This window comes from Lentzea flava (assembly GCF_014648475.1).
Classification (GTDB): domain Bacteria; phylum Actinomycetota; class Actinomycetes; order Mycobacteriales; family Pseudonocardiaceae; genus Lentzea; species Lentzea flava.
The window spans coordinates 1-12,542 of sequence record NZ_BMRE01000029.1 but is presented as its reverse complement, the minus strand read 5'-3'; the positions used below and the strand labels follow the sequence as shown (position 1 = coordinate 12,542).

The following is a 12,542-nucleotide window of genomic DNA, read 5'->3' as shown; positions in this document are numbered from 1 at the left end:
CATCTTCCCGAGGTGCGACCATGCGTAGTGCCGTCGACGAACTGATCTCCCCGCACCCGCTGGGCGAGCGCATGCCCGCCGTCTACACCGACGACGACTTCACCCAGCGCTTCACCCAGGCCCTCGACGAGGTCATCGCCCCTGTCTTCACGGTCCTCGACTGCTTCGCCGCCTACCTCGACCCGCGCCTCGCCCCGGCGGACTTCGTCGACTGGCTGGCCGGCTGGGTGGCGCTGGACCTCGACGAGAGCTGGACCCCGGCCCAACGCCGCGAGCTGGTCGCGAGAGCCGTGCGGCTGCACAGGTTCCGCGGCACGAGAAGAGGTCTGGCCGAGCACGTCTGGCTCCTCACCGGCGGCCGGGTCGACATCGCGGACAGCGGCGGCGTCTCGGTGTCCCCGCGCCCGCACGGCCCGATCCCGGGCAGTTCCCCCGCGCACGTGCTGATCCGCATCCGGGTGGCGAACCCGGCCGCGGTCGACAGGGCGCGGATCACCGCGGCGGTGCGCCGGATGGTGCCCGCCCACGTCGCCACGACCATCGAGGTGACCACATGATCGTCTGCCAGACCTGCGGCGAGCACAACGCGCCCAACGCCGAGTTCTGCGGCAACTGCGGCGACTTCCTGAAGTGGACCGGCGCCAGGGTGCAGACGGGCGCGGTGCGCCCGGACGACGCGCCGCAGCCGCAGCCCCACCACCGTCCACAACAGACGATGCGGCGGCAGGCCCAGCCCGGTGACCTCATCTGCGGCCAGTGCGGCTCCGGCAACGTGCCCACCAGGAAGTTCTGCGGCGTCTGCGGTCAGTCGCTGCACGACGCGGTCACGCAGAAGCAGCCGTGGTGGAAGCGCTGGGTGCCAAGGCAAGGCCCGGAGTACAAGAAGCAAGGCAGCCGGCCGCGCCGCGTCAGGCGATCGACCAAGGTCCGCCAGGGCATCGGCAGAGCCTTCCGGTGGGCGCTCGCGGTCGTGGTACTGCTCTTCGGCGGCCTGTACGGGTTCTCCCAGCCGTTCCGCAGCACCGTCAACACCCAGGTCGTCAAGGGTAAGGACGCGGTCGTCGACCTCTTCGTCGAGGACTGGGTCCCGGTGCGGCAGAGCTCGCTCTCGGCGTCCCAGGAACGCCCCGACCATCCCGCAGGGCTGGCCATGGACAACGACTACGGCACCTACTGGGCGGCACCCGACGCGAAGACCGCGGCGCTGACCATCCAGTTCGACCACGTCACCGACCTGCGGCGGATGATCGTCTACAGCGGCGACTCCAAGAAGTTCCTGGGAACCGCCCGGCCGCAACGCCTCACGCTGGTGTTCGACACCGGCAAGACCCACGACATCACGCTCACCGACACGGCGGAGCAGCAGCACCACGACATCAAGAACGGCGACGGTGTGAAGCAGGTCCAGGTGCTCGTCGCGGGTGTCTACCCGTCCAGCGAGAGCACCGACGTGGTGATCAGCGAGATCGAGCTGTTCCAGAAGCAGGTGAAATGACCGTGCGCGCACTTCCGTTGTTGCTCGTGGCGCTGCTCGCCGCGCCGGTTCCCGTCAGCCGGGCCCAACCGGCACCGGAGCCGGAGCCGTTCAAGATCGGTTTCTCCAGTTCGGAGAACGACGACCGCGATGTCTTCACCGTGGACAGCAACGGAAACACGCGCACGAACCTCACGAGGAGTCCGGGCAGTCAGCAGGAGCCCGCGTTCTCGCTCGACGGCACCAAGCTCGCCTACGCCGACGGCGACCACATCGTGATCGCCAACGCCGACGGCACGAACCCCAGGCCTCTGAACAACGAGACGCGGCCGCAGTCGCAACCGGCGTGGTCCCCGGACGGCACGATGATCGCTGTCGTCACCCGCGTCCCGGCCGGCGAGGGCACCCGCCCGATCATCCAGATCCACCGGGTGTCCGACGGCGCCAAGACCGGCGAGATCCCGATCCCCGCCCACCTCAGCGCCCGCGACACCCAGCCCGACTGGTCACCTGACGGCAGGACCATCGCGATCACCAGGCGCTCCAGCAACATCACCCCGCCACGACCGGAGATCGAGGTGCCCGTCACCGAGCTCCCGGCCCGCCAGGGCACCACCTTCGACCTCACGCAGGTCGTGCACACCTCGCGCATCCCGCCGAAGCCCGACGTGGTGCTGCTCATCGACATCAGCCAGTCGATGTCCGACGAGCTGAAAGGCGTCCAGGACCAGCTCGGCAAGATCATGGAGGAGGTCAAGACTCTGCAGCCGGAGACCAGGTTCGGCGTCGCCACCTACGCGGGTGCGGAGAACAGGGACGAGGTGTTCCGCCGCCGCCTGGAGCTGACCGACAACGTCGAGAAGGCCGTCGCCGCAGTCAAGGGCATCAGTCTGGTCACGGACCCCTTCTCCACGGAGGTCTGGGCACACGCGCTGATCGAGACCGCCACCCGCGAGTTCGAGTTCCGCTCCGACGCCAGCAAGGTCGTCGTGATCATCGGTGACGAACCGACCGCGGAGTACCGGGTCACCGGCAAGGACTCCGTCGAGAACGCCATCGTGGAGCTCAAACGCGCCAACATCCGCACCGTCGGTGTCGACAGCGGCGACGAGCGGGTCGGGCTCAACTCGAAGAAGCAGATCGACGACATCATCAAGGACCCCAAGGGATCGTTGCAGAAGTACGTGAAGGGAGCCGGTCCGGAGAAGATCCGCACGGCGATCCTCGACGGCATCAAGGACCTCGACGTCACGATCACCCCGGTGCCGAAGTGCGACACCGGCCTCACCGTCGAGCTCACCCCGCCGGGCCCGGTCACCGGCCCGAGCGGCGAGAACGTGCGGTTCGCCGAGAAGTTCACGGTCGCCCCGGACGCCACTGCGGGCAGCACCCTGCGCTGCACCATCGAGTTCCGGCTCAACAACGAGCAGCAGGCCCGCCCCGGTTACGTCCAGACCGTCACCGTCCAGGTCGCCGACCTGGTCAAACCGGTGGTGCGCGTCGACGACGTGACGGTGCAGTCGCAGGACGGCGCCGACGTCGCGGTCACCTACCAGGCGAGCGCGACCGACAGCCAGAACCGTCCGCTCACCCCGGTCTGCACACCGCCGTCCGGCACGAGGTTCCCGATCGGCGTCACCCGAGTCACCTGCACCGCGACCGACGCGCGCGGCAACACCGGCACCGACACCGCGGTCGTGACCGTCAGGTCGACCGCTCAGGACGGTCCCGAGGTCTGGCTCGTCACACCCGACGGCAGCTCGCAGATCAACCTGTCCCCGCGGTTCGGTGATCCGTGCCGCGGCCGGCCGGGCGAGGACCCGGCGTGGTCCCCGGACGGCAAGAGCCTCGCCGTCACGCAGGACGACCAGATCTGCGTGGTCAACGCCGACGGCACCGGCGCACGCGTGATCGTCCGCGGCTCCTCTGCCGTCGAACGCCCGAGGAGCCCGGCGTGGCTCCCGGACGGCACCAGGATCGTCTTCGCGGCCTCGGACGTCGAGTCGCCACCGGACCTGTGGACCGTGCCCGTGCAGAACGGCACACCGCGGCTCCTCACCCGGAACGCCGGTCAGCCCGCCGTGCAACGACTTCCGCGGCTCACCGTCACCACCACCGCGACACCGGCCGAGGTTCCGTTCAACGGCAAGACGACGATCGAGGTCGTCGTCGCCAACACCGGTTTCGCGCCCGCACCGGCCACGCTCACCGTGACCGTGCCCGAAGGCCTGACCGGCGGACCGGCCGGTGGCGACCTCGGCCAGATCGCGCCGGGTGGCCGGAAGGTCGTGAGCGGAGAAGCCACCGGTGTCACGGCGGGAGAGCACGTGGTGACCGCCGCGGTCGGCACGATCACGTCCAGGGTCACCGTGAAGGTGCTGGAACGAACCGGATCGCTCTCACTCGCGATGTCGGCGAGCCCGCAGCCGGCGTTCGTCGGCGGTGACGACGTGACCGTGACGTTCAAGCTGCTCAACAGTTCCGGTTCGACGCTCACCGACGTGCGGGTCGTCGCCTCCGCGTTCGGCTGCGACCCCGAGTGCGCCGTCGGCACGCTCGGACCCGACGGCCAGACCGAGGTGAAGCTCACGATCCCGGCCACCCAGGCCGTCGACCGCGAGCTCGTCGGCGTCGTGATCGCCACCGGGCCGGACGAGGACGCGGGGGACAACGTCGCCACCACGCGGATCGTGGTCAAACAGCCGACGCTGACCGTCGACCAGCAGGCAGGTCCGCTCGGCGGGGTGGTCTCGGTGCAGGGCAAGGACTTCCCGCCGGGAGCCAAGGTGCGGCTCGGCTGGAACCCCGGCATCTCCGAGACACCGGGGGAGATCACCACCGCCGACGGCACGTTCTCCGTCCAGATGCTGGTCTTCCACAACGACACCGAAGGCATCCGCCAGGCCACCGCCACCTCCGTCGAGGGCACGAGGTTCGGCGAGGTGAAGTCGGGCGACTTCCTCGCGCTGCCGAGCACCGTGCAACCGTCGGACTTCGTCGAACGCGGCTGACCGGGCTTCCCCAACGGGCAGCGAAGGGCGCACCCGGTCACGCCTCCACCGCCGCTGCGCGGCGACAGGGAAAGAAGGAGACTGCCAGTCATGGGAGCAACAGCGACACTGTCCACTTCGGACCTTGCCGTCGCACCGGGCGGGGACGTCACCTGCCAGGTGATGGTGCGCAACGCGGGCGAGCTGGTGGACCAGTTCACGGTCGACGTCGTCGGCGATGCCGCGTCGTGGAGTCACGCCGAACCGCCGGTGGTCAACCTCAACCCCGGTGAGTCCGCGCCCGTGCTCATCCGGTTCGCGCCACCACGTGACGCGGGCGTCTACGCGGGCGCGGTCCCGTTCGGCGTGCGCGTCATCTCGCGCGAAGATCCGCACGGCTCGGTCGTCGAGGAGGGCGTCGTCACCGTCGGCGCGTTCACCGACGTGGCCGCGGAACTGGTGCCCGCCAAGGCGGAGGGCGGCAGAAAGGCCAAGTACGAGGTCGCCGTCGACAACGTGGGCAACGCACCCGCGCTGCTGCGGCTGCGGGCCGTCGACCCCGAGGACGAGCTGGACTTCCGGCTGGACCGGTCGGAGATCTCGCTGCCACCGGGCACCACGGCGTTCGTGCGGCTGCAGGCCAAGCCGCGCAGGACGTTCCTGCGCGGTGAACCGAAGCGACACCCGTTCCAGGTCGAGATCACGCCGGAGCAGGGCGACCCGCTGCTCGCCCAGGGCACCATGGTTCAGCGGCAGCTGCTGCCGAAGTGGTTGCTGCCCGCGGTGATCGCACTCCTCCTGCTCGCGGGTGCGTTGGCGGCGCTGTGGTTCAGCGTGCTCAAGCCCGCCGTGAAGTCCGCCGCCCGCGAGGCGATGCAGCAGGAGAGCGCGGAGATCAAGCAGAAGAGCGAGGACGCGGCCGGTGCGGCGGGAGCCGCCAAGGAGGAGTCGAAGAAGGCGGCGGCCAACGCCGAGCAGGCACTCGGCGCGCTGGGCCTCAAGCCGGGCGACACGAGCGGGACGCCGACGCTGCCCAAGCCCGCGGAGAAGGGCGAGCCCGTGACGTTCCGGATCGACGTCACCGCGCCGATCGTGGCGAACACCGGCTCGTTCACCGAGATCTCGTTCACCCCGCCGGACGACAAGAAGACCGTTCTCATCAAGGACATCTTCTTCGAGAACGCCAAGGGTGACACCGGCACGGCCCAGCTCGTCCGGGACGCGAACGGGACCCGCACGGTCATCAGGGTCATCGGGCTCGGGAACTTCCGGGACCGCGACGAGCACGTCCAGGAACCGCTGCGGTTCCAGCCGGGCGAGAAGATCGTGTTCCGGGTGAGCTGCCAGAACCCGCAGCCCAAGGGCGCGTGCACGCCTTCGGTCGTCCTCAACGGCCGCGCGGAATGAGGTCAGATGAGGCCTTCGCGCAGCGCGAAGGCCACGGCGTGGGCGCGGTTGCGCAGCTGGAAGCGGTTGGTGATGTCGTGCAGGATCGACTTCACCGTCCGCTGCGAGTAGCACAGCCGCTCCGCGATCTCCCTGGTCTCCAGGCCGTCGGCGATCATCCGCAGCACCTCGGTCTCCCGGCTGGACATGCCGGCGAGGTTGAGCCCGTTGGGGCGCAACACGTTGCGCTGCAGCTGGGAGACGCGGCCGAGCAGCCGGCCGAGCAGATCCGCGGGCAGCGACCCCTCCCCGGCGTGTGCCGCGCGGATCAGCCGGACCAGCGTGTCCGGGGTGGCATCGGAGCGGCGCAGCACGGCGGAGACACCGCTGCCGACGATGTCGAGCAGCTCGGAGTCGGCCACGTCACCGGCGACGAGCACGATGCCGGGGTTGGGCTGGCACTGCAGCTTTCTCAGCAGTTGCAGCACGTTGTCGTCCAGACGTTCCGCGACGACGAGCGCGACGCAGCTCTCCGCGGTCTCCGGTTCGACGAGCCGGATCTCCGGCCGGGAGCGCAGTGCGACGGTCACGCCAGCGCGGGTGATGGAGTCGGTGGCGTGCAGGACGACGGTGACGGGCTCGGCGTTCATCAGCTCCCCTTCTGACGGCGGCACGACCAATCATCCGACCGGGAACGTCCCGGTCGACAGGGGCAGTCATCCCGATGTGTCCCGGAACAGGTTCACGGCCTGAGCGCGGTCGGCGACCTGCAGCTTGCGGAGGATGTTGGACACGTGGTTGCGGACGGTTTTGGTGCTGAGGAACAACTCCTTGGCGATCGCGGCGTTGCCCTTGCCGTCCGCCATGAGGCGAGCGATCTCCCGCTCGCGCCCGGTGAGTCCTCCCAGCGTGGTCGGACGTGGTGCCGTGGCGAAGAAGTCGAGCAACCGCGTGGCGACGGCAGGGCTGAAGATCGCCTCACCCTCGCCGACCGCGCGCACGGCGTCCACGATCTGCTGAGGGCGCGAGGACTTCACCAGATATCCCCGCGCGCCGGCTTTCATCGCCGCGAACACGGATTCGTCGTCGTCGAACATCGTCAGCACGAGCACGCGTGCGGACGGCCGTGCCGCGACGATCCGGCGCGTCGCCTCGACACCGCCGAGATCCGGCATGTTGAGGTCCATCACGATCACGTCGGGCTGCAGCCGCTGCGCGAGTGCGACGGCGGCCGTGCCACCGGAAGCCTCGTCGACAACGTCGATGCCGCCGTCGATCAGGGCAGCCATCACGCCGCGGCGGAACAACGGGTGGTCGTCCACGACCAGCGCGCGCAACGTCATGACAGGGGCAGTGCGGCCGCGAGCCTGGTACCGCCGCCGAGACCGGGTTCGACGCGACACTCCCCGCCGAGATCGCTGGCGCGCTGCCGCATCGAGGCGAGACCCACGCCCGTCGACACCTCGGCCGCTCCCACGCCGTCGTCGACCACCTCGACGCGCAGCTCGGCGTCGAACCACAGCCGCACCTGGCAGGTGCGCGCGTCGGCGTGCGTCACGACGTTCGTCAACGCCTCGCGGATGATCCGGTACGCCGCGACGCTCACCGCGTCGGGCAACGCCGGGATCTCGCCGAGCACCACGACGTCGATCGCCACGTGCAGCCGGGACCGCAGCGCGGCGACGAACAGCTCGACCGCCCCGACCAGACCGTGCTTGGTCACCGAGGCCGGGTTCTCGCTCGCCACCAGCGACCTGATGTCGTCGATCGCCGAATGCATCTCCTCCTCGAGCACCGCGAGCATCCGCGCCGCGCCGGCCGGGTCGGAGGTGAGCAGCTGCCGTGCGGACCGCAGCCCGAGGGCGACAGCGGCGAGTGACGGGCCAACACCGTCGTGGAGATCGCGCAGCACCGTCCGGCGCGCTTCGGCCGCACTCCGGGCGCACGACTCCGCTGGGACGATGAATTGGCGGCGCATGCTCCCTCCCTCCCCGAAGATGACGTCGCTCCTGCGTGAGAACCCGTTTCGGGTGTTCCCGATGGTGTGACCCCAAGTCCCCTGATCGGCCCATCCGCGGCTGTGGCGGGAGTGGGTGACGAGGTTCTCCGCACTTCGATGGAAGCGCCGGCGGCCCTGATACAGCCAGGTGGAAAAACCAAATGGCCCGATGAGCGGTACGGAGGTATTTGTGGGCCGAATGGCGGCTCCTTACGGGTATGGGAGTCGAGGTCCACGACCCTCGCTGGCTCGCCGTCGTGCCGGGAGCCGAGCTCGTGGTCGGGCTGGACGATGTGGGTGAATGCGCCGCGGACGGTCACCGGGTGACCGTGCTGATCGACCTCGTGCCGGAGAACGTGTCATCACTGCGGGAAATGGCCGCCGAGGCGGTGGGGGAGGGCGCGCGCAAGGTCCGCGTGCGGCCGTACGGCGTCGATCGGGTCGACCTCGTCTACGCGGCCGTGGAGCTGAACCGCGTCGCCGAGGAGGACGCCGTCGAGGTGCAGTTCGACGTCACGTCCGCCGCCCTGCTGCGGTCGGATCCGTCGGCGTTCGTGCGCGTCGATCCGCTCGTGGTGAAGGCGGACGGGACCGTCGTGCCGATCTGCGCTGGCCTGGAGCAGTACGCGCTGGGGTCGTTGGGGACCGTGGACGAGCTGGTGGCCGGGTGGGATCCGGAGCCGGTCAGGGACCTGTGCCGGGTCGCGCTGGGCCGCGCGCTGGCCGACACCGGGCCGCTGGTCTCGTGGTACGAGCACCTCACCCGGACAGCAGCGCTGATGCGGACCGGGTGTTGATCACCATGTCGGGCGTGACGCCGCACTCCTCCGCCCGCGCGCAGCCGTAGTGCAGCCAGTCCAGCTGGCCGGGCGCGTGCGCGTCGCTGTCGATCGAGAACGTGCAGCCCGCGTCGACGGCGAGGCTCAGCAGCCTGCGCGGGGGATCGAGGCGCTCCGGCCGTGAGTTGATCTCGACCGCCGTGCCGTGCTCGGCGCAGGCCTCGAACACCCGCACCGCGTCGAACTGCGACTCCGGCCGGCCCTTGCCCACGACGAGGCGACCGGTGCAGTGGCCGAGGATGTCGACGTGCGGGTTCGACACCGCAGTCACCATCCGTTCGGTCATCTCTGCCTTCGGCATCTTCAGTTTCGAGTGGACACTCGCGACCACGACGTCCAGGCGTTCCAGCATGTCGTCGTCCTGGTCGAGCGAACCGTCGTCGAGGATGTCGACCTCGATGCCGGTGAGGATCAGAAACGGCGCCAGCTCCACGTTCAGCTCGGCGACGACCTCGAGCTGCTTCTCCAGCCGGGCCCTGGACAGTCCATTCGCGACGGTCAGGCGCGGCGAGTGGTCGGTCAGCACCATGAACTCGTGGCCGAGGTCGCGGGCAGCCTCCGCCATCTCCCTGATCGGGCTGCCGCCGTCGGACCAGTCGGAGTGGACGTGGCAGTCGCCCTTGAGCTTCGCACGCAGCTCCTCGCCGCCGGAGAAGTCGACGTGCCGCAGCTTCGCGAGGTAGGACGGTTCGCGGTTGGCCAGCGCGTCCACCACGACACCGGCCGTCGCCTTTCCGACGCCCTTCAGGTCGGTGAGAGTGCCGAGTTTCGCGCGTTTCTCGACCTCCGCCGGGTCGAGATCGGCGATGACGGCCGCCGCCTTGCGGAAGGCCTGGACGCGGTAGGTCGGCTCGCCCGCCCGTTCGAGGTGGAACGCCACCTGCTTCAACGCCTTGACCGGATCCATACCTCTTCCTACCAAAACCGCACTCCGCACGCCGTGTACGGGGTTTCCCGGCAGATAAGCGGCGCTCGTTGTCGCCCGGCGCGGCGGCCCCCTAGTTTCGCGGCCATGTCGAGCAACCCGTTTTCGCTGATCGGACACGTCGCACTGGTCACCGGTGGTACCCGTGGCATCGGTCTGGAGTCGGTGCGCGCGCTGGCCCGTGCGGGGGCGAGCGTTGCCGTGGTCGCGCGGACAGCCGAGACCACCAAGGAGGTCGCCGCGGCCGTCGAGCGCGAGTTCGAGGTCGAGGCGCTGCCCGTCGTCGATCGCTTCGACCGCCTCTACGTGCTGGTGAACAACGCCGGCGCCGCGCCGCCGTTCGACCCGTTGATCGACGTCTCCGCCAAGGCCGACAAGATCATGACCCTGAACGTGCGCGCGCTACTGGCTCTGACCCGCGCTGCCGTCGCCGCCGGTCTCGGTGCCGGTGGCGGGTCGGTCGTCAACGTCGTGTCGGCCGCCGGACTGAAGGCCGAGCCGTTCATGGGCCTCTACTCCGCCGCCAAGGCCGCGATGATCAGCGCTAGCCGGACGCTCGTCCGCGAGCAGGGCCCGGCGGGGATCAGGGTGAACGCCGTGGCGCCAGGCGCGATCCGCACCGATTTTTCGGCGGCGATCGTCGCCGACGAGAACCTGCGCTCCGCGGTCGTCGCGAAGACCGCGCTGGGCCGGACCTGTGAGGCCGCCGCCTACACGACCGGCTCGATCCTCGTGGTCGACGGTGGGACGGTCGCGTGATGGAGCTAGTACCGCTGGGAACGATGACCGCGAGGCTGCGGAAGCCTTACACGCTCCCGAAAACGCCCGCCGGTGACCGCCTGATCTACGAGGTCGAGTCGGGGACGTTCGAAGGCGAGCGGTTGCGCGGCAGGATGCACGGCACGTCGACCGCGGACTGGCTCACCATCGGCCCGGACGGCACCGCGACGCTGGACGTCCGCTCTGTGCTGCGCACCCACGACGGCGCTTTCGTGTATCTGCACTACTCAGGACGGGTTGACGTCTCGAATGGTTTCGGTGCGCCGCTCTACGCCGCGCCGCTCTTCGAGACCGGTGACGACCGCTACCGCTGGTTGAACCGCGTGCAGGCGGTCGCGAAGGGCGTGCTCGACGGCCTCGTCCTCACCTACGAGGTGTGCGAGGTGCGGTGAAATTCACCCGACCTTCGGCGGGTTTCGATCGGGTCGGCGACTGCGGAAGCGTCGTCGCCGACCAACGATCGGAGGGGTGTCGCGGTGAGGAAGCGTTGGGGCGCGGCGGCTTTGGCCGCCCCGCTGCTCATGTCCCTGGTGGGAACGGCCCATGCGGAACCGGGGCCGCTGGACGAGTACTACAACCAGACGGTGGCCTGGGCCGAGTGCCCGGCGGGGTGGGTGTCGCCGTCGACCGGGGTCGAGTGCGCCACGGTGATCGTGCCGATGGACTACAAGAATCCCGGCAACGGAAATCTGGAGATCGCGATCTCCCGCAAGAAGGCCGCGGATCCGGCACGCCGCAGAGGCGTGTTGCTGACGAACCCCGGCGGGCCCGGTGGGTCCGGGCTGGGCGCGGTGCACTGGTTCAACGCGCAGACCGAGGTGCTGAAGATCTACGACGTGATCGGCATGGACCCGCGGGGCGTCGGCCGGTCGACGCAGCTGCGGTGCATCTCCACGCCGTCTGACGACGAGTTCCCGTCGCGCCCGACGGATGCGCAGCTCGCCAACTGGTCCAACTACGGGCGTGCCGTCGAGGCCAACTGCCAGCGCGGTGGCGGCGAGATGCGCCGGTTCGTGTCGACCATGAACACCGCCCGCGACATGGACGTCATCCGCGGAGCGTTGGGGGAGAAGAAGGTTTCGTACGTCGGGTACTCGTACGGAACGCAGCTCGGTGCCGTTTTCGGCTCCATGTTCCCGAAGTCGCTCGACCGCAGCGTGCTGGACTCCGCTCTGGACCCGCTGAAGACGTGGCACGAGCAGGACGTCGACGTGGTGGACGCGATCACCGACAACCTGAAGAAGTGGACGGAGTGGACCGCTGCCCGCAACTCCACCTACGGGCTCGGCACCACACCCGCCGCCGTCCGCGGTGAGCTGGACGCGATCGCGGCGAAGCTGAAGGCGGGTCCGTTCGGCGGGTACGCGGACGTCTCGTCGTTCGACTACGCGGTGGGAGCCACCCGCTACCGTCGTTCGTGGGCCGCGTTCGCACGTCACATCGCCTCGATCAAGGCCGGAGCCGCTGATCCCGCTGAGGCCTCCGCGATCGTCGCGGCGCTGAAGAAGGGCGACATCGAGCCCACCTCCCCCGGCACGTACCAGGCCGTCACCTGCGAGTGGGACTGGTTCACCGACGTCAACACCTACTACAACGACATGAAGCGGTGGCGGGACACCAACCCGTACGGCGGGACCGTCGACTACATGGCGCCCACCAACTGCACGTTCCGCGCGTTCCAGCGGCCGGAGAAGATCCCGGCCATCACGCGGAAGTACCCCGCGGGCATCGTGATCAACTCCGACGGCGACACGCAGACGCCGCTCGCCAACGGGCGGGTCATGGCCGAGCACCTCAACGTGCCGTTGATCAACGTGTCCAACGACGGTCAGCACGGGCACTACGCCTTGCGGCGCAACGCCTGCGTCGATGCGCTGGTCAACAAGTACCTGGTGTCCGGGATCCTGCCGGCGTCCCGGGTCACGTGCGCCGGGACGGACATCGCGGAGAACGTGCCGCCGGGCCAGGCCGTTTCGCTGACCCAACAGTCTTCGCGCCCGCTGAGTGACATCCTGGGCGAGATCGCGGCTGAGCCCAAGCCGTTCTAGCCCGAGCAACCGATGAACGGCGCATTTGTCCACCTGAGGTGAACCTGGTGTTTTAACCAGGGGTGAGTTCGTTGGGACGGGTCGCCGCGTCAGCGGCGGCC

General features: G+C 69.3%; 12 protein-coding genes. 8 read left to right on the top strand and 4 right to left on the bottom strand.

The window, feature by feature from the left end; genetic code table 11:
- Window positions 1-20: 20 nt before the first annotated feature.
- From IEZ09_RS27990 to IEZ09_RS27975, 4 genes are all read left to right on the top strand, one after another.
- Window positions 21-557: a phage tail protein gene (locus IEZ09_RS27990; protein WP_189256766.1), complete on the top strand. Its 537-nt coding sequence runs from the start codon at window positions 21-23 to the stop codon at window positions 555-557.
- Window positions 554-1,495: a zinc ribbon domain-containing protein gene (locus IEZ09_RS27985; RefSeq protein ID WP_189256765.1), complete on the top strand. Its 942-nt coding sequence runs from the start codon at window positions 554-556 to the stop codon at window positions 1,493-1,495. Before IEZ09_RS27990 ends, IEZ09_RS27985 begins: the two co-directional genes overlap by 4 nt.
- Entirely contained in the window at window positions 1,492-4,485 is a 2,994-nt protein-coding gene (locus tag IEZ09_RS27980) for a VWA domain-containing protein (RefSeq protein WP_189256764.1), read from the top strand. Before IEZ09_RS27985 ends, IEZ09_RS27980 begins: the two co-directional genes overlap by 4 nt.
- 90 nt (window positions 4,486-4,575) lie before the next feature.
- Window positions 4,576-5,871, top strand: a complete 1,296-nt coding sequence (locus IEZ09_RS27975) for a COG1470 family protein (RefSeq protein ID WP_189256763.1) — start codon at window positions 4,576-4,578, stop codon at window positions 5,869-5,871.
- Between the two features lie 2 nt (window positions 5,872-5,873).
- On the opposite strand, the gene IEZ09_RS27970 is transcribed toward IEZ09_RS27975, so the two are convergent.
- From IEZ09_RS27970 to IEZ09_RS27960, 3 genes are all read right to left on the bottom strand, one after another.
- Window positions 5,874-6,500, bottom strand: coding sequence for a response regulator transcription factor (locus IEZ09_RS27970; protein WP_189256762.1), 627 nt, complete (start codon window positions 6,498-6,500; stop codon window positions 5,874-5,876).
- 66 nt (window positions 6,501-6,566) lie between these two features.
- Complete coding sequence (locus IEZ09_RS27965; RefSeq protein WP_189256761.1) at window positions 6,567-7,193, bottom strand: response regulator; 627 nt, start codon at window positions 7,191-7,193, stop codon at window positions 6,567-6,569.
- On the bottom strand, window positions 7,190-7,828 hold the full coding sequence (locus IEZ09_RS27960) for a sensor histidine kinase (protein WP_189256760.1): 639 nt from the start codon (window positions 7,826-7,828) through the stop codon (window positions 7,190-7,192). Before IEZ09_RS27960 ends, IEZ09_RS27965 begins: the two co-directional genes overlap by 4 nt.
- Window positions 7,829-8,067: 239 nt before the next feature.
- Between IEZ09_RS27960 and IEZ09_RS27955 the strand changes: the two genes are divergently transcribed.
- Entirely contained in the window at window positions 8,068-8,646 is a 579-nt protein-coding gene (locus IEZ09_RS27955) for a hypothetical protein (RefSeq protein WP_189256759.1), read from the top strand.
- Here the strand turns inward: IEZ09_RS27955 and IEZ09_RS27950 are convergent.
- On the bottom strand, window positions 8,609-9,595 hold the full coding sequence (locus IEZ09_RS27950; protein WP_189256758.1) for a PHP domain-containing protein: 987 nt from the start codon (window positions 9,593-9,595) through the stop codon (window positions 8,609-8,611). The genes IEZ09_RS27955 and IEZ09_RS27950 overlap by 38 nt on opposite strands.
- Before the next feature lie 105 nt (window positions 9,596-9,700).
- Between IEZ09_RS27950 and IEZ09_RS27945 the strand changes: the two genes are divergently transcribed.
- From IEZ09_RS27945 to IEZ09_RS27935, 3 genes are all read left to right on the top strand, one after another.
- Window positions 9,701-10,372 (top strand): SDR family NAD(P)-dependent oxidoreductase, encoded by a 672-nt coding sequence (locus tag IEZ09_RS27945; protein WP_189256757.1) that lies wholly within the window; start codon window positions 9,701-9,703, stop codon window positions 10,370-10,372.
- Window positions 10,372-10,785 (top strand): DUF3237 domain-containing protein, encoded by a 414-nt coding sequence (locus IEZ09_RS27940; RefSeq protein WP_189256756.1) that lies wholly within the window; start codon window positions 10,372-10,374, stop codon window positions 10,783-10,785. The genes IEZ09_RS27945 and IEZ09_RS27940 overlap by 1 nt, the downstream gene beginning before the upstream one ends.
- Before the next feature lie 84 nt (window positions 10,786-10,869).
- On the top strand, window positions 10,870-12,441 hold the full coding sequence (locus tag IEZ09_RS27935) for an alpha/beta fold hydrolase (RefSeq protein WP_189256755.1): 1,572 nt from the start codon (window positions 10,870-10,872) through the stop codon (window positions 12,439-12,441).
- Window positions 12,442-12,542 lie beyond the last annotated feature (101 nt).